The sequence below is a fragment of the Massilia sp. LMS1-1-1.1 genome (assembly GCF_040815535.1).
GTDB lineage: Bacteria > Pseudomonadota > Gammaproteobacteria > Burkholderiales > Burkholderiaceae_D > Janthinobacterium > Janthinobacterium aestuarii.
Genome location: NZ_JBFPNG010000012.1, coordinates 1,000,714 through 1,021,295 on the forward strand (window position 1 = coordinate 1,000,714; position 20,582 = coordinate 1,021,295).

The 20,582-nt window shown below is 60.6% G+C and carries 1 protein-coding gene; it reads left to right on the forward strand.

The features are described from left to right. Nucleotides 1–83 precede the first annotated feature (83 nt). Complete coding sequence (locus MRBLMS1_RS14675; protein WP_485879993.1) at nucleotides 84–20,459, forward strand: two-partner secretion domain-containing protein; 20,376 nt, start codon at nucleotides 84–86, stop codon at nucleotides 20,457–20,459. Nucleotides 20,460–20,582 lie beyond the last annotated feature (123 nt).

Below are 20,582 nucleotides of genomic sequence, written 5' to 3' on the forward strand. Positions count from 1 at the left end.
TTGTTTTAAAGAATTAAGTCACTAAACGCAGCCATCCGCCAGACGTTTCCCTTTATCTCTATTTGGCTGCAATTAGGACAATCATGAACAAGAACCTGTACCGCATCATCTTCAACAAACGCCGTGGCCAACTGATGGTGGTGGCCGAAAATGCTTCCTCGCAAGGCAAGGCGGCCAAGGGCGAAGGGGGGCTGAATAGTGGCGTGTTTGGCGGTGATGGCGGCGGGGTCAATGCCAAGTTGCGGCCGCTGGCCTTGGCGATATTTGGCGCACTGGGCATGGTGGCCTTTGTTGCCGGTCCGGCCATGGGGCAGATCGTGGCCGACCCGAACGCGCCGGGCCGCCAGCGTCCGACCGTGGTGCAAAGCGCCAATGGCGTGACGCAGGTGAATATCCAGACGCCGAGCGCGGCGGGCGTTTCGCGCAATACCTACAGCCAGTTCGACGTGACGGCAAATGGCGCCATCCTGAATAACAGCCGCGGCAACGTGCAGACGCAGACGGGCGGCTGGGTGCAGGGCAACCCATGGCTGGCGGGCGGCAGCGCGCGCGTGATTCTCAACGAAGTCAACTCGGCCAACCCGAGCCAGTTGCGCGGCTACGTGGAAGTGGCGGGCCAGCGGGCAGAGGTTGTCATCGCCAACCCGGCCGGCGTGGCCATCGATGGCGGCGGCTTCATCAATGCCAGCCGGGTCGTGCTGACGACGGGTACGCCAATTCTCAATGGCGGCAGCCTGGACGGTTACATGGTGCAGCGCGGCGTGGTCAGCATCAACGGGCGCGGCCTCGACACGTCGCTGAGCGACTATACGGCCATCCTGGCGCGCGCCGCGCAAATCAATGGCGGTATCTGGGCGCAGGAACTGAAAGTGGTGACAGGAACGAATCAGATCGATGCGGCGCATGGCGTGGCGGGCGCAGCGTCTGGCGTAGGTCCGGCACCAGCCTACGCGCTGGACGTGGCGCAACTGGGTGGCATGTACGCGGGCAAGATCACCCTGATCGGCACGGAAGCGGGCCTGGGCGTACGCAACGCGGGCGTCCTGGCGGCCACGGCCGGCAACCTGGTGCTGCAATCGAATGGCTGGTTAAGCAACAGCGGCAACATCCAGTCGGCCGGCGCGGGCAGCCAGACCAGCATTGCCGTGACGGGCGACGTGGTCAACAGCGGCACCGTGTATGCGGGCGGCGACAGCCAGGTGCAGGCACAGGGCAATATTGCGAACAGTGGCGTGATCGGCGCGCAGAACAATGTCGGCGTGCAAGCCACGGGCGCCGGATCGCGCATCGATGCCACGGCTGGCTCGGTGCTGGCGGCCGGCTTGAATCTGGACAATACATTGACCGCCAGCGGCAAGCTGAGTGTTTCTGCTGGCGACACCATTGCCGCCCACGGTACGGCCGTGGCCGGCGGAGATGGCAGCTTGGCGGCGCGCCGGCTGGACCTTGCTGGGGCGCAGGTTTCTGGCGCGAACGTCAGCCTGGGCGCCAGTGCCGGCGACCTCGACGCCAGCCGCGCGCAGGTCAGTGCCCGCGAGCGCCTGCAACTGGACGCTGCGCACACAGTGCGCAGCGATGCAGCGCAGCTGACTGGCCAGCAATTGGGCGTGAATGCGCACGACTTGTCGAACGTGGGGGGGCAGCTCATGCAACTCGGTTCGAGCGACTTGAGTATCCAATTGCCCGGCAGCCTGGACAACACACGCGGCGTTATCGCCACGAATAGCCAGGCCTTGCGCCTGCAGGCAGCCAGCCTGAGCAACCAGGATGGACAGATCCAGCATGCGGGTATGGGTGCTCTGGAGATCGGCGCGGGCCAAATCAACTTGCAGCGCGGCAGCATCATCAGCAACGGCGCCATGGCGCTGACGGGAGAGCAGGTTGACCACCGCGATGCTCGCACGGTGGCGGGGCAGCTCAGCATCAATGCCGGTACCTTGGACAACCGGGGCGGCAGCCTGGCGCAGAGCGGCCAAGGGGCGACCGGCGTGCAGGTGCGCGGCGGGCTGGACAACCGCGGCGGTGCACTGGAAAGCAATGGCACGATGACGGTACAGGCGGCCGGCGTGCAGAACCAGAAGGGCCGCATCGTGGCCAGCGGCGACCTGGCACTGTCAACAGGCGCGCTGGACAACACGGAGGCGACCCTGGCCGCTGGCGGCAAGCTGCGACTCGACAGTGGCGACGTCGACAATACGCGCGGCCAGATCCAGGCGCTGGCAGGCGATGCCAGCCTGTCCGTGGCAAAACTGAATAATACGGCGGGCAGCGTGTTTGCCGGTGGAAATCTTGCCACCAAGGCTAGCGAGGTACTGAACAGCGGCAACTTGTACGCGGCCGGCAGCCAGACGTTGCAAGTGCGCGGCGCCGTCAACAACAGCGGTGTGATCGCTGCGCAGGGCGACAACCGCATTGACGCCAGCCGCATCGACAGCGCCACCGGCAGCTTGCTGGGCGCCGGCCTCCGCGCCAACGGCAGCCTGGCCGACGGCGGTCAGTTGCAACTGACGGCCACGCAAGCGATCGCTGCCCATGGCCAGAACCTGGCCGCCGGCAAGACCAGCCTGCACGCTACCGCCATTGACCTGAGCGGCAGCCAGACGGGCGGCGCGGCCATCGATTTGCATGCCGGCACTGGCAACGTCGTTACCGACGGCGCACTGGTAACGACGACCGGCCTGCTGTCCGTGACGGCGGCCGACAGCGGCCAGGTCCTGTCGAACGTGCGCGGCACCTTGAGCGCGGGCCAGCTGGATATCCAAACGGGATCGCTCGACAACCGCAGCGGCACCCTGATTCAGACGGGTAATGGCGACACGACTTTGCAAGGCAGCACCCTGGACAACACGGGCGGACGCATCGCCGTCAACAGCGCCAAGCTGGCACTGCATGCCGACAAGGTGCTTAACCGCGACGGCAGCATTGAACACGCGGGCACGGGCAGCCTGAGTATTGAGGCGGCGCGCTTTGATGACGAACGGGGCAAGGTAACGGGCAATGGCCTGGTCGATATCCAGGCGGAAACAATCGATCACCGCCATGCCATCACCTCCGGGCAGCAAGTAACAGTGCAGGCCGGCCAGCTGGAAAATAGTGACGGCACCCTGCAGCAGACGGGACCGGGACAGATGCGCGTGGACGTGGCGCAGACCCTGGACAATACGCGTGGCAACATCGCCGGCAATGGCGGCCTGCAAGTGCAGGCCGGCGTGCTGGACAACAGCAAGGGCCGCATTACATCCGCTGCCTCGGCGGATATTGCCAGCAAGGGGGAGCTGAACAATACCGATGGCGTGATGGCGGCCACAAAAGACCTGCAAGTTGGCGGCGTGCATATCGACAACACGCGCGGCGTATTGCAGGCGGACACCTTGCGTCTGGATGCGTCCAGCTTGCTGAACCAGCAGGGCACGCTCAGCGCCGGCACGGACCTGACGGCGCGCATCAGCGCAGACTTGAACAACGCGGGCTTGCTGTATGCGGGCCGCAATCAGCAACTGACGGTGGGTGGCTTGCTGAACAACACAGGTTCCATCGCCTCCGTTGGCAACACCCATATTACCGCTGGCAAAGTGACCAGCAGCGGCTTGCTGGGCGCCGGCGTGAAGGCCGACGGCAGTCTGGGCATGGCGGGTGATTTGATCATCAATGCCGATGGCGTCTTGCAAGCGAGCGGCCAGAACCTGGCGGCGGGCAGCGCGGTGCTGGCGGGTGATTCCATTGATTTGTCGGGCAGCCAGACGGGGGCAAGCAACATAGCCATTACCGCGCACGGCGGCGATGTGCTGACGAACAAAGCCGTCGTCTCGGCCAGCAACGTGCTGGCCATCACGGCCAATGCAAACAACGCCCAGTCGCTGGTCAACAGCCAGGGGCAGCTGGTGGCAGGGCAGTTGCAGCTGAATGTCGCCAACCTGAACAACGCCAGCGGCGACATCGTGCAGACGGGTGCCGGCGATACCGTCGTCACCACCGGCAAGCTGGACAACACGGCCGGCCGCATCGCCGTCAACAGCAATAATCTTGCCCTGAACGCCACGGTGCTAACGAACATCAATGGCAAGCTGGAGCACGCGGGCAGCGGCCTGCTGGCCATCAATGCGGGCCAGTTCAACAACCAGTTCGGCAAGATCACGGGCAATGGCAAGCTCGACATCACCGCTGCAACGCTGGATCACCGCAATGCGACGACGGTGGCAAATCAGCTGACCATCAACGCAAACAGCTTGGACAACCGCAGCGGCAGTCTGGCGCAAACGGGTATGGGCCTCATGACGGTGGCCGCGACAGGCCAGCTCGATAACAGAGGCGGCAAGATCGAGGGCAACGGTGATGCGCTGGTGAAAGCCGCAACCTTGCTGAACAACACCGGCCGCATCGTGGCGGCGCAGGATGCCGCATTGAACGTGGGCAACCTGGACAACACGGAAGGCACGGTGGCGGCAGGGCGCAACTTGGCATTGACCGGCGGCGACATTGACAATGCCAAGGGCCAACTGCAGGCCGTGGCGGGCAACGCCACCTTGAGCATGGCGCACCTGAACAATGCGGCCGGCAGCGTGTTTGCCGGCGGCAACTTGAACACCACGCTCGATACCTTGAGCAATACCGGCAGTCTGTATGCGGCTGGCAATCAGACCCTGAACGCCAGCGGCGCCATCGTGAACACGGGCGTGATCGCGGCACAAGGCAACAACAACATCACGGCGAAGTCCATCGACAGCAGCGCGAGCAGCTTGATCGGCGCCGGCATCCAGGCCGATGGCAAGCTGGGCACGGCAGGCGACTTGACGATTAATACCGCGCAAGCGCTGGCCGCGCATGGCCAGGTCCTGGCCGCAGGCGGCGCCAATTTGACGGGTGCCAGCGTCGATATCAGCAGCAGCCAGACTGGCGCCGCCAACATCGGGATGACGGCGACACAGGGCGATGTCAACACCAGCAAGGCTGTCGTCACGACGCCAGGTACGTTGAATGTTACGACCAACGCCACCTTGCATAATACGGAGGGGACAGTGCAGGCAGGCCAGCTCGATCTGCACGTGGCGAACCTGGACAACGCCAAGGGAACGGTGTTGCAGACGGGCACGGGCGGCACCATTATCGAGGCCGACAATCTGGATAACACGGCAGGGCGCATCGCCGTCAACAGTAGCAATCTGACTCTCGATGCCATCACGCTGAACAACCGCGATGGCAAGATCGAACATGCGGGCGTGGGCATCTTGTCGGTCCAGGCCGGCTTGCTGGACAACAGCAAGGGCCGTATCACGTCCGCTGCTTCAGCAGATATGTCCAGCAAGGGGATGCTGAACAATACGGACGGCGTGATTGCCGGTAACAATGACCTGAAGCTCCATGCTACGACGCTGGACAATACCCGAGGCGTGTTGCAAGCGGATACCTTGCGTGTCGATGCGGCGACTTTGCTGAATCAGCAGGGCACGGTCAGCGCCGGCACGGATCTGACAGCGAACGTGAGCGGTGACTTGAACAACGCGGGCCTGCTGTATGCGGGCCGCAACCAGCAATTGACAGTGGGTGGTGTGCTGAACAATAGCGGCTCCATCGCGTCAGTCAACAACACTACGATTTTCGCTGGCAAGGTGACCAGCAGCGGCCTGCTGGGCGCCGGCGTGAAAGCCGATGGCAGTCTGGGCACGGCGGGCGATCTGACTATCAACGCCGATGGGGTCTTGCAAGCGAGCGGCCAGAACTTGGCAGCGGGCAGCGCGGTGCTGGCGGGTGATTCCATTGATTTGTCGGACAGCCAGACGGGGGCAAGCAATATCGCCATCACCGCGCGCAGCGGCGATGTGCTGACGAACAAAGCCGTCGTCTCGGCCAGCAACGTGCTGGCCATCACGGCCAATGCAAACAACGCCCAGTCGCTGGTCAACAGCCAGGGGCAGCTGGTGGCAGGGCAGTTGCAGCTGAATGTCGCCAACCTGAACAACGCCAGCGGCGAGATCGTGCAGACGGGCAGCGGCGATACCGTCATCACCACCGGCAAGCTGGACAACACGGCCGGCCGCATCGCCGTCAACAGCAATAATCTTGCCCTGAACGCCACGGTGCTAACGAACATCAATGGCAAGCTGGAGCACGCGGGCAGCGGCCTGCTGGCCATCAATGCAGGCCAGTTCAACAACCAGTTCGGCAAGATCACGGGCAATGGCAAGCTCGACATCACTGCGACCACTCTCGATCACCGCAATGCGACCACGGTGGCCAATCAACTGACCATCAATGCTAGCAGTCTGGACAACCGCAGCGGCAGCCTGGCACAGACAGGTAGCGGACTGATGACGGTGGCGGTCACTGGCCAACTGGACAACACGGGCGGCAAGATCGAAGGCAATGGCGATGCGCTGATAAAAGCTAACTCCTTGCTGAACAACACGGGCCGCATCGTGGCTGCGCACGATGCGGTATTGAACGTGGGCAGCCTGGACAATACGGAAGGGACGGTGGCGGCAGGGCGCAACTTGGCATTGACCGGTGGCGACATCGACAATACCAAGGGCCAGTTGCAGGCCGTGGCGGGCAACGCCACCTTGAATGTGGCGAACTTGAACAATGCGGCGGGTAGTATGTTTGCCGGCGCAAATCTGAACACTACGCTCGACACCCTGAACAACACCGGCAGTCTGTATGCGGCCGGGAGCCAATCGCTTACCGCGAAAGGTGCTGTTACGAATACTGGCGTGATTGCAGCGCAGGGCAATAACAGCGTCACGGCGAACGGCCTTGACAGCGGCGCAAGCAGTCTGATCGGCGCCGGTATCAAGGCCGATGGCAGCTTGGGCACGGCTGGCGACTTGACGGTAAGCACCATGCAAAGGCTGGCCGCACACGGCCAGTTGCTCGGGGCAGGCACCGCTAACTTGACAGGCGCCAGCATCGATATCGGCGGTAGCCAAACCAGCGCCGCGAATATTGGCCTGACTGCAACACTAGGCGATGTCAGTACCAGCAAGGCAGTCATCACGACGCCGGGCGCGCTCAACGTCACGACCAACACGACTCTGCACAACACGGAAGGGACATTGCAGGCAGGCCAGCTCGACCTGCACGTGGCAAACCTGGACAACGCCAAAGGCGCCGTCTTGCAGACGGGCACGGGCGATACGACCATCGTTACCGGCAATCTGGACAACACTACCGGCCGTATCGCAGTCAACAGCAGGAACTTGAACATCGATGCCGTCACCGTCACCAACCAGGATGGCAAGATCGAGCATGCTGGCACGGGTGCCCTGACGGTGCAAGTGGGTGTTCTGGATAACAGCAAGGGCCGCATCACGTCCGCTGCCTCGGCGGATGTGGTCAGCAAAGGACTGTTGAACAATACGGACGGCGTGATTGCCTCGACTGTTGACTTGCATGTCGGTGGCGTGCATGTCGACAACACGCACGGTGTGTTGCAGGCGGACACCTTACGTCTGGATGCGGCCAGCTTGCTGAACCAGCAGGGCACGGTCAGCGCCGGCACGGACCTGACGGCGAAAGTAAGCGGAGACCTAAACAACGCCGGTCTGCTGTATGCGGGCCGCAATCACCAACTGACGGTCGGCGGTCTGTTGAACAACAGCGGGTCGATTGCCTCCGTGAATTACACGACGATTACCGCTGGCAAAGTCACCAGCAGCGGCTTGTTGGGCGCTGGCGTGAAAGCGGACGGCAGCCTGGGCACGGCGGGCGATCTGACCGTCAATGCCAATGGCGTCTTGCAGGCGAGCGGGCAGAACCTGGCGGCGGGCAGCGCGGTGTTGACGGGCGCCAGCGTGGACCTGTCTGCTAGTCAGACAGGTGCGGCGAACATCGCCATCACGGCAAATACTGGCGATGTCGTGACGAACAAGGCCGTGATTTCCGCCAGCAACGTGCTAGCCATCACGGCCAATGCGACCAATGCCCAGTCGCTGGTGAACAGCCAGGGCCAGCTGGTAGCCGGTCAGTTGCAACTGAACGTGTCCAACCTGAACAACGCCAGCGGCGAGATCGTGCAGACGGGCACGGGCGACACCGTCATCACCACGGGCAAACTCGACAACACGGCGGGCCGCATCGCCGTCAACAGCGCTAACCTGGCCCTGAATGCGACGGTGTTGACGAACGTCAATGGCAAGCTGGAGCACGCCGGAGTCGGCGTGCTGGCCATCAACGCGGGCCAGTTCAACAACCAGTTCGGCAAGATCACGGGCAATGGCAAGCTCGACATCATGGCAGTCGCCTTCGATCACCGCAATGCGACGACGGTGGCGAATCAGATGACCATCAACGCCGGCAGCCTGGATAACCGTGCCGGCAGCCTGGCGCAAACGGGTAACGGCTTGATGAGCGTCAATGCTACCGGCTTGCTGGACAACGCGGGTGGCAAGATCGAAGGCAATGGCGATGCGTTGGTCAAATCCCAGGTATTGCTGAACAACACGGGCCGTATCGTGGCGGCGCAGGATGCCACATTGAACGTGGGCAGCCTGGACAACACGGATGGCACGGTGGCGGCAGGGCGTCATCTGCAACTGTCCGGTGCCGATATCGACAATACCAGGGGCCAATTGCAGGCCGTGGCCGGCAACGCCACCCTGAATGTGGCGAACTTGCACAATACCGCAGGCAACGTGTTTGCCGGCGCCAACCTGAACGCGACACTGGCTAGCCTGAACAACACAGGCAGCCTGTATGCGGCCGGGAATCAATCCCTGACCGCAACAGGTGCCGTCGTCAACACGGGCGTCATCGCGGCACAGGGCAACACCAGCCTGACGGCGAAAACTCTCGACAGCAGCGCAAGCAGCCTGATCGGCGCCGGCATGCAGGCCGATGGCAAGCTGGGCACGGTCGGTGACTTGACGATCAGCACAACACAAACGCTGGCCGCGCATGGCCAGACTCTGGCGGCAGGCGGCGCCAATTTGACTGGCGCCAGTGTGGATCTGTCAGGCAGCCAGACCAGCGCTGCCAACATCGGCCTGACGGCATCTGAAGGCGATGTCAGCACGAACAAGGCGGTCGTCACGACGCCAGGCACATTGAACGTTACGAGCAATGCCACCTTGCACAACACGGAAGGCTCTTTGCAGGCGGGCCAGCTCGATCTGCACGTAGGTAACCTGGACAACACCAAAGGCACCGTGATCCAGACGGGCACGGGCGACACTGTCATCCAAACGGGCAAGCTGGACAACAGCGCCGGGCGTATCGCCGTCAATAGCAATAACCTGACCCTGGGCGCGGCCACCTTGACGAATGCTGGCGGCAAGATTGAGCATGCGGGCAGCGGCACCCTGGCCATCACGGCAGCCACCATGCAAGGCGCAGGCGGCAGCATCATCGGCAATGGCGCCGTCGATCTGAAGGCCGGCCTGCTTGACCACGCCAACGCCACCACCACGGGACGGTCCCTGAATGTACAGGCCGACAGCCTGAGCAACCGGGGCGGCCATTTGCTGCAGACAGGCGCGGGCGGTATGACGGTTGCCGTGACCGGCCAACTGGACAATGCAAATGGCGAAATCGCCGGAAACGGCACCTTGTCGGTGCAGACCGGCAGCCTGGACAACAGCAAAGGCAAGATCACCTCGGCCACGTCCGCCGACATCGTCAGCAATGGCGCGCTCGTCAATATCGACGGCGTAATCGCGGCGGCGACCGATTTGCACCTGGGCGGTGCCATCGACAATACGCGCGGCTTGTTGCAAGCGGGCACCGGCGCCTTGAACCTGGACGCGGCCAGCGTGCGCAACGTACAAGGCACGCTCGGCGCGGGCACGGATATTACGGCCAAGGTCGCCGGTGACGTGCTCAACGCAGGCGTGCTGTATGCGGGGCGCAACCAGACCCTGGATATCGGCGGTTTGCTGAGCAATACGGGTAGCCTGGCGGCCCTGGGCAATACGGCGATCACGGCGGGCAGCCTGGGCGGCAATGGTTTGCTGGCGGCAGGCATGCGCGCCGATGGCAGCTTTGCCTCGGTTGGCGATCTGACGGTGAAAACGGCCGGCGCCTTGCAAGCTGGTGGCCAGAACATGGCGGCTGGCCAGTTGCAATTGACGGGCGGGTCGGTCGAGGTGACCGGCAGCCAGACCAGCGCAGCCAATGTCGGCTTGACGGCCTTGACGGGCAATGTGACGACCAGCAAGGCCGTCGTATCGACGAATGGCTTGCTGGCCATCACGGCAAATGCCGCCACTGGGCAGGCATTGGTCAACCAGGGCGGCAGCCTGAGTGCTGGGCAATTGTCCCTGCGCGTTGCCAACCTGGACAACACCAAGGGTACCTTGATCCAGACGGGCGCCGGTGACACGGTCATCGAAACGGGCAAGCTGGACAATACAGGCGGGCGCATCGCCGTCAACAGCGCCAATCTGCGCCTGCAGGCGGGCGACCTGACGAATATCGATGGCAAGATCGAGCATGCAGGCAAGGGTGTGCTGGACGTCCGCGCCACGAATCTGTACGGCCAGCGTGGCCAGCTCACGGGCAATGGCGCGCTGCAGGTGGCGGCCAACTATATTGATCACCGCAACGCCAGCCTGCTGGCGCAGCAAGTGGGCGTCACCGCCGGCATCCTCGACAACCGCCAAGGACAGATTACGCAGCTGGGCACGAGTGCGGCAACAGTACTGGCCAGCACGCGCCTGGACAACAGCGGAGGCAAGATCGAGGCAAATGGCAATGTGCGCGTGGAAACGGGCGAGTTGCTCAACGATCATGGCCGTATTGCCTCTGCGCAGGACGTAAACGTGGCGGCGACTGGCAAACTGGACAACACCAGCGGCGTGATCATTGCCGGGCGCGACCTGACCGTGGCCGGCGGCAAGGTGGACAATACCCTGGGACAGCTGCAGGCGGCGGGCGGCAATGCGCAATTGACGATGGACGAGCTGCTCAATGCGCAGGGCAGCATCGTTGCCAGCGACAATCTGACAACCACGGCGGGCAGCGTGCGCAGCAGTGGCAGCCTGTTTGCCGCCGGTGAGCAGGTGCTGAAGGTGAGCGGAGCGCTGGAGAACACGGGCGTGATCCTGGCCCAGGGCAACAACACCATCAGCGCCAATACCGTCAACAGCGGCGCGTCCAGCCTGATCGGCGCGGGCGTGAAAGCCGATGGCAGCCTGCAGGCGAGCGGCAATCTACAAATCACGGCGCAGCAGGCGCTGGGTACCCATGGCCAGGTGCTGGCGGCAGGCAATGCCGTTTTGAGCGGCGGTAGCGTCGACCTTGGCGGCAGCCGCAGCAGTGCCGGCAATATCAATCTGACGGCGACAGCAGGAGACGTCAGCACCAGCGGTGCCGTGGTCACCACGCCGGGCGCCTTGACGATCACGGCCGGTGCGAATAGCCAGACCTGGAACAACCAGCGCGGCGATATCAGCGCCGGCCAGCTGGCCGTTGGCGTGGGCAACCTCAATAACCAGCAAGGCAGCATCGTACAGACGGGCACGGGCAACACCGTCATCGAGCTGACATCGCCAGCAGGCGTGCTGGACAACACGGGCGGGCGCATCGCCGTCAACAGCGCCAACCTGGGCCTGAAGGCGGGTACCCTGACGAATACGGATGGCAAGATCGAACATGCGGGCAGCGGCACCTTGAGCCTGCAAGCCGCGCAGTTGAACGACCTGCGCGGACAGATCACGGGCAATGGCGCCCTGGTCGTCACGGCCGGCGCCATTGACCACCGCAACGCCAGTACCATCGCGCAGCAAGTGAGCGTGACGGGCGCGTCCCTGGACAATGCCGGCGGCAACCTGACGCAGCTGGGCAAGGGCGATACCAGCATTCAACTGACGACCAGCCTGGACAACCGTGGCGGCACCATCGCCAGCAACGGCAACACCAATATCGTCGCACCGACCCTGAACAACCAGGGCGGCAAGCTGCAGGCGGCCGGCACGGCCAACCTGACGCTGACGGCAAACAACGTGCTTGATAACAGCCATGGCGGCACCATCGCCGGCCGCGGCAATGTCGTGCTGGGTGCAGGAACTCTGCTGAACCAGGGCGGCAGCGCCACGGCAAGCGGACAGCTGACGGCAAATGTGGTGCAGGCATTGAACAATGCGGGCGGCTTGCTGGCCGCCACGGGCAGTATGACCGTGAACGCGGCCAGCGTCGACAACAGCGCTGGCGGCAAGCTGGCCTCGGTGCAGGGCCAGTTGCAGGTGATCACTACGGGTGCCACCGTCAACAGTGGCGGCACCCTGCAAGCGGGTGGCGACATCATCCTGCGCAATGGCGGCCTGTGGAACGGGCAAGGCACCATTGCCGGCGCGAACGTCACGCTCGACACGCATGGCCAGGTCTTCAACAACACGCAGGGCACCTTGGCGGGCACGGGAACCGTCAACTTGCAGACGGGTATCCTGGACAACGATGGCGGCCTGCTGCAGTCGGGCGGCGCCATGACCATCGATACGCACGGCAATGCTTTGCTCAACACGAATGCGGGCGCGTATGCGGTGCGCCATCCTGGCAGTGCCGGCGGCATCAGCAGCGGCGCCGGCCTCAACCTGCAAACGGGCAGCTGGAACAATGCGGGCGGCTACTTGGGCGCCGCTGGCAACATCACGGGCAGCGTGGGCCAGCTGGATAACCGTGGCGGCCAGATCGTCGGCAAGTCGGCGCTGGACCTGATCCTGAGCGGCTTGCAGAACCAGGGCGGGCAAATTCAGGTGCTGGGCAATATCGGCCTGAACGCGGGTGGCGGCAGTATTAATAACCAGCAAGGCTTGATCCGCTCCGGCGCGGCCGTCACCGTGACGGGCGGCACCATTGACAATGCCAACACGCTGGGCGCCAACCAGGGCATCGAAGGCATCCATGTGGCCCTGAACAGTGCCAGCGTCAGCAATGTGCAAGGCGCGGTGCGCGCGGACGGCAATCTGGCGATCAATAGCGCAGGCAGTATCAACAATACCCTGGGCATGTTGAGTGCCGGCAGCACGCTGTCGCTGCAGGATAACGGCCCCGGCCGTGGCCTGGCCGTGACAAACTCGGGCGGCACCATCATCGGCGGCCAGCGCACCGACATCCGTGCGGGCAGCCTGAGTGGCGACGGCAAGGTGTTGTCGCAGAAAGACATGGCGCTGGACCTGGCCGGCAACTTTACGCTGAACGCGGGCGCTGAGATCATGGCCAACGGCAATGCGGATATCACCATCGGCGGGCAACTGACCAATGCCGGGAAAATCCAGGCGCTCAGCATGCTGACCCTGGGCGCCGCCAATTTCGATAACACGGCCACGGGCGACATCAACGCGGGCACGACGCGCGTCAACGTCGGCGGTCTGCTGAACAACCGTGGCGTGATCGACGGCATCAGCACACAACTGAACGTCGGCACACTGAACAACATGGGCACGGGCCGCATCTACGGCGACCATCTGAGCATCGGCGGCGGCACCGTCAACAACGACGTGGAAGGCGGCGTGGCAGCCACCATCGCGGCGCGCGAGCGCCTCGATATCGGCGTCCTCACACTCAACAACCGCGAACATGGCCTGATCTTCAGCGGCGGTGATATGGCGATTGGAGGTTACCTGGACGGCAACCGCATCGCCACGGGCTGGGCAGGAACGGTGACGAATGCCAGCGCGACGATCGAGGCGCTGGGGAGCTTGAACCTGGGCGCGAGTCAGGTGAATGTGCTCAATAACCATCTGGTTTTTGAGGAAGGGCGGATGACTGCGGAGACGATAACTGAGTATCAACCAGAGGGGAGCGATATCACGTATGCAGAGGGTACGCCTGGAGTGATTATTGATCGTATTGGTTATAACGATCCCAGCGACCTTTCTATATCGTTGGTGACACCTGGTGATATCTATCATCCAAAATTTATCAAACGAGAAGTAATTCGCACATCCTATGAGAGCGTTGTCGTTAGTTCGGATCCAGGGCGAATTATTGCAAGCAATAATTTAAAAATTAGCTCCCGTTCGATTACAAATGACAATAGCCATATTATTGCCGGTGGGACATTGGACATGGACCGGGCGATTCTCGACAATAAGACAACAAAGGGGGAGAAAGTTGTACATGAGAAAGGAAAAATAACCCACTACAATGCGAGGAAGCAAAATGGTGTGATTATGACGGCGATACGTACCAGCTCCGTCGACATGACCAAGACTATTCCAGCCAGTTCTGTCAGTACGTCGCGCAATGAAGGAAATGCCAATACCGGTGGCCAAGGCACAAAACCAGGTAGTACCGTCAAAAATGGCGTTGGTGGTGCGGGCGAGCGCATAGGCGGTACGGAAACGCATGTGCGCACTTCGGCTTTTTCTGCGAATGCAACAGAAATTCGGAAAGCCGATGTCAGCGGTGAAGGAACTGCTCATATCAATGGCGGCAGTGTTGTCCAGAAGACTGACCGCGCTGGCAATCCCGTCACCGACGCGGCTGTTGGCGTCACGCCAGGCAGCAAGCTTGACGGCGCGACAAATGTCGCTGCGGATACCGGAGTGTCACTGAACCACGTGTCGGCAGGCGCGGCAGGTAGCGTTGCCGCACAAGGCGCAGCAGCGGTGTCGGGCGCTCACGGTGCGACTGGCAGTACGCGTACGGGCGATGCGGCCCGTACTGTTGCCGTTGACACGGTTTCCGGCGCGCGCGTTGATGCGGCCAGCGGTGCTGGCCAGCCTGGCGCGGGAGTCGATGCTGCCTTGCTGACGCGCTCGTCTGCGGGTTCTGTCACGGTCGTGTCCGGCGGCAATGGACCCGGCGGCGCGGCTCATGGTGGCGTCCTTGGCCAGGCAGGAGTTGTGGGCACGGTGAATTCTGCCCAGTTGAGTGGCATTGCCGGCAGCCACGCCAGCACCCACACGGGACTCGTTCCCGTCGCCGGGGCTGGCATTGCGGCAGATCAAGTGCAGGGCCAAAGCGGGCCAGGCGGTATCGCCAATGCGGGCATGCTTGGCCGGGCAGGCGAGATTGCAACGCTGGCGCCGACTGCATTGGCCGGTGTCAATGGCGCGCAAGCAAGCGCCGGAACCGGATTGAACCCGCTGAAAGACGTGGCGATCGCAGCCTCGACAGGCAGCGCGGCACACGCAGGTGCTGTCGGTGGCGTGGGGCAGGTGCGCATGAATGGCATTACCCAGGTGAAACTGGGTAACCCATCCACGCGTGCACAAGTGGTGCGGACCACTGGTTCATCGCTGCAGATTCCGAACGCCAGCCTGTATAAAGTGAGTTCTGCGCCATCGTCCCGCTATCTGGTGGAAACGGATCCGCGCTTTGCCAGCTATCGGGAATGGACGGGTTCCGACTATCTGCTCAGCCAGGTGAAAAGCGATCCGTCCGTGACGCAAAAGCGCCTGGGCGACGGTTTCTACGAGCAACGCCTGGTGCGCGAACAGGTGGCCGCGTTGACGGGACAGCGTTTCGTGGGTGACTACAGCAATGACGAACAGCAGTACAAGGCCTTGATGGATCAGGGCATTGCCTTTGCCAAGCAATGGGACCTTCGTCCCGGTATTGCGCTGACAGCGGAGCAAATGGCGGGGCTGACCAGCGATATCGTCTGGCTGGTGGAGCAGGAAGTCGTGCTGGCCGACGGCAGCACGCAAAAAGTGCTGGCGCCGCAAGTGTATGTGCGCGTGCGTGAGGGCGATATCGATGGTCAGGGCGGATTATTGGCCGGCAAGGAAGTCAATCTGAATCTCGAAGGCGATTTGACCAATAGCGGCACGATTGCCGGACGCACGATCGTCAAGCTGAATGCGGAAAATATCGACAACCTCGGTGGTCGCATCACGGGCGATGCAATTTCCGCCAATGCCAGGAAGGACCTGAATAACATCAGCGGCACCATTTCCGCCAACAGCGAACTGCAAATCACTGCGGGCAGAGATATCAACGTGAAGACGTCAACGCTGGCGTCCAGTGGAACTGATGGTAGAAACAGCGTCAGTCATACCAGCCTGGATAAGCTGGCGGGCCTGTACGTGACGGGCAACGACACGGCCGGCAGCGGCAATTTGCTGTTATCTGCCGGGCGCGACGTGACTATCGCGGGTGCTTCCGTCGTGAATACGGATGCTGGTGGTGGCATTGGCATTGCGGCGGGCCGTGATATTGCCGTCACGACGGTGAGCAGCGGTAGTGAGTTCACATTGGCGGGTCCTGGGCAGCGGCATATGACCAATACGTCCAGCAAAGAAACCGCCAGTACGATTGCATCTGACGGCGATATTCGCCTGATTGCCGGTGACAATATCCAGCTGAAGGCGGCAAATGTCCAGGCCGCGGAAACGCTGCAGTTATCGGCTGAACGCAATATCGACATTGCCACGGCGCGTGATACAGAAACGCGTCAAGGCTGGTATGGCAGTAGCTCGACTAAAAGCACTAGCCAGGGCAGCCAGCTGGGCGGCAAGCAGATCGTCATGCTGGCTGGCAATGACATTAATAATGTCGGCGGCCAGGTGATCGCGACAGACAAGCTCATCGCCAGCGCGGGCCGCGACATCAACGTGGTTACGACGACTGTCAGCAACGCCAGCTCGAAATGGGCAGGCAACAGCGAAACCAGCACCGTCGTCGACAAGGTGGCGGGGCTGTACGTCACCGGCACGGGCGAAGGCAATACGCTAATTGCACAGGCGGGCCGGGATTTGACGTTGACGGGCGGCGTCATCGCCAATGCCGGGATGAATGGACAGACCAGTTTAGTAGCAGGCAATAACCTGACTCTCAATACCGTCAACGTCGCGTCAACCCACGACGAAGTGCGCAACGCCAACAATTACAGCAAACAGAGCAAGACCGGCGAAGTGGGCAGCCAGATCATGGGTGCCGGCAATGTCAATTTGCAGGCGGGTCATGATCTGACAGCGCGGGCGGCGGATGTGCAGGCGGGTGGAACGCTGGGTCTGTTGGCGGGCAATGATATCAGCCTGGTCAATGGTTTCCAGAACGAAGTGACGGATGTCGCCAGCAAATCGACGAAGAAGGGCTTCTGGAACAAAACCACCACCATCAAGCACGACGTGGTCGATACCACCACGGCGATCGGCACCTCGCTTGGCGGCAGCAGCGTGACGGTGCAGGCGGGGCGCGATCTGCAGGTGACAGGTTCGAGCATCTTGAGTGACGATGCGACGAAATTATTTGCGGGTAATAACATCACGATCGATGCGGCCACCAATACCGTGTACGAGCTGCATCATTCCAGCACCAAGAAGAGCGGTTTCATGAGCAGCGGCGGCATCGGCTTCAGCTATGGCAGCAAGACCACGACGGTGGACCAGGAGCGCGACGCCACCTTGCAAAGCGGCGAAGCGCGCAGCTCGATCGGCGCCACAGGCGGTGCGCTGACGATGGTTGCCGGCAATAACGTGACGATAGGCGGCAGCGATATTCTTGCCGCGACGGATCTCGACATCATCGGCAAGAGCGTCACCATCAAGCCGGGGCAAGACAATGAGAAGGGCAAATTCGAAGTCAAGACGACGCAGGATGGCTTGACCTTGGCCTTAGGTGGCAGCGTGATCAGCGCCATCCAGACCTTGCAAACCATGAGCAAGGCAGCCAGCACAGCCAAGGATGGTCGTGTGACGGCGATGGCAGCCGCGACCACTGCCATGGCTGCAAGCGGAGCCGCTGCAGACATGATGAAGGAGGGCGGGCCAAGCATCAGCATCAGCCTGACGGCGGGGCATTCGGAAAGCATACAGACGCAAAACACGGCCAGCATGACGCATAGCGGCAGCGTTTTGACGGGTAACAATATCAACATCACGGCCTTGGGCGGCGGTAAGGATAGCAATATCAATATCCTGGGCAGCGACCTGAACGCGAAGAATGATATTCGCCTGCATGCCGACAACAACGTCAATCTGCTGGCGGCGCAGGATATGGAAAGCCAGCACAGCAAGAGTTCGAGTATCAGCGCTTCGGTAGGCGTGAAGGCCATTGTGAGCACACAGGGCATGTCGGCCGGTTTCACTGCCAGCGTCAGCGGCAGCAAGGGACACGAGGATGGCGATGGCACGACGCAGCTCAATACGCATGTAAATGCGGGCGACAAGCTGATCATCAGCAGCGGTGGCGATACCAACATCAAGGGTGCAGTAGCTAGCGCCAACCAGGTCATTGCCGACATCAAGGGTAATTTGAACCTGGAAAGTCTGCAGGATACGGCCAAGTTCGATAGCAAGAGCCAGAGCATGTCCGCCAGCGGTACCGTGGGCTTTGGCGCCAGCTTCAGCGGCAGCTATAGCCAGAGCAAGATGCACAACGACTACGCCAGCGTGCAGGAGCAAAGTGCCATCAAGGCGGGCAATGGCGGCTTCCAGATCAAGGTGGGCGGCAATACGGACTTGAAAGGCGCCGTCATCAGCGCCACGGAGGCAGGCAAGCTGGACAGCAGCCTGATTACGTCGACTTTGACGCACAGCGATATTGCGAATCATGCGATATCGAAGGGGAGCAGTGTGGGGGTGTCGGGTGGAATGTCCTTTGCTGGCACGGGAACACGAAATGAGAGCCTGACGGATGTCGCTGGCAAAAAAGATGCTACGACAGTGGGCCTACCAGCTATCGTTTCCCTCAGCGAAAATTCCACCAGCACGACCCGCAGCGGCATCAGCAGCGGCACAATCGTCATCACCGGTGATGCGGCTCAGCGCGCGGCGACGGGCAAGGGAGCGGATGAAACTATCGCCGACCTGAACCGCGATGTGACGACTGGGGTGGATTCCAGCGGCAAGATTGGTAATAACTTCGACAAGGCTGCGTTGCAGGCGACGATGGAGGTAGCCAAGGCTTTTACGGAGGCCGTTGCCCCACTGGCAGCAAAGGAAATTGGCGACTTTGCCGGGAAATATCAGGACGCGGCGCAAATTGACGCTGATAGTTTTACTGCCGCAGCGAAGAAGGCCGAGGCGGCTGGCGACCATGCCGCAGCAGCAGAGTTCACGGCATTGGCAAAGCAGTCGAAAGAGAAGGCAGCGGCATGGGGCGATGATGGCGCATATCGCCTTGCACTCCATGGTGCTACGCAGGGCATGATCGGCGCATTATCGGGCGGAGGAAGCGGTGCTATTAATAGTGTGGCAGGTGTCGCGGGTGGCAATCTTGGGCATCGTTTAGGTGCAGAGTTGGGAGCCAAGGAGGCTGAAAGACTAGAATTGACGGGTACGGCGAAGGATGAGTTGATCAATAGTTACCAGCAAATATGGTCGGCTGTTGGTGGGGCGGTGGCCGGGCTGGCTGCTGGCGCCGAGAGTGCTCAAGGCGGATCAGCTTTGGCGATGGTTGCAGCACAGGGAGCGGTTTCAGCCAGCACCGTGGATATATATAATCGTCAGTTGCACGATAAGGAAAAACGGAGACTAGAACTATTACAAAGTGGACAGAGTGAAAAAGCACAACAAAGATTAGCAGATGCCGCGTGTGCGTTGACGCAGTGTGCGGCTGAACTATCGGATGAAAATCCTAAAAAGGCAGAGTATTTAGCGCAAGAGGAGCGTGGAAAGTCATATTTGTCCGAGCAGCATCTGCTGCAATCAACAGGATTGTTCCAGTATGGGAAATTTGATTTTCTGACGGATAGTCTTTTCCGGGGTAGTGATTGGTTGGGCCGAAACATCGCAGGAGTTTTTAATGGTGCTATCAACTTAGCTAAATTGATTGGCACACATGGCCCTAATGCCCTACCAGCAACTCCTTTTGACTTGCCCAGCGATTTCGATAATACAAATGGACCAAGTGCTGGAGGCGGTGCTGTACTGGCTATACCTATACCAGTGTGCACGCCGACTATGCAATGTGTATTTGTAACAGCACCGCTTACCATCGGAATGCCTGGTTATCAACCTAAAGATGTCATTTTTTCTAGTAATGATGATAAATTTGAAGAGAGAGGAGCAGATTTATCCAGTGGGTCTACTGATGGGCAGAGTGTTGGCGAAAATGGAATTCCAAAAACAGGAAATCGTGTTACCAATGGAATTGTGCTTGATCCGCGCTTACCTGATCCTGTGGCTGGGCTAGAGTATCAGCCAAAAAAACTTGACTCCGCTAATCCAAATATCGTTGAGTCTCACAACTTTGGTTATCAAAGGGAACTGAGGCTGGCAAATGAAGTGGCTGATATTCCAAATGAACAAGTTATTAAGTATGGAGATGAAATCGGGAGGCGTGGCTCTGATATTGTTTCGGTAAATACTATTGGTGCGGATGTGACTTTGTGGGATAGTAAATTTCGAAGCTCAAATCGTTATATTGCGGATTCGCCAACATTTAAGACTGGATCAAATTCATTGGAAAATGCAGTAAATGAAGCCATAGTTGAAATACGAGCATCTAATTTAAGTCCTTCGGTTAAAGAGAATGCCATTCAAAAATTACTTGATGGTAATTTCAGTACGAAAACGGTAGGTTCTGGCTCTGCAAAAAATTCGCGAGTTACAAGATTCTGTTCCGGAAAGCCATGCTAAAAACGCAAAGGACTGCGCTGTCTTATATGTTAAATTTGGAAATTTTATACATCTTTTACTGATAAATTTCATGGATGGTATGAATTTTTACATGTGGAAGTTATTTAATTTTTTATGTGTTAT

Excerpts from the sequence above, each read along its gene's own strand:
- MRBLMS1_RS14675 (WP_485879993.1), top strand. The coding sequence starts at position 84 with ATGAACAAGAACCTGTACCGCATCATCTTCAACAAACGCCGTGGCCAA.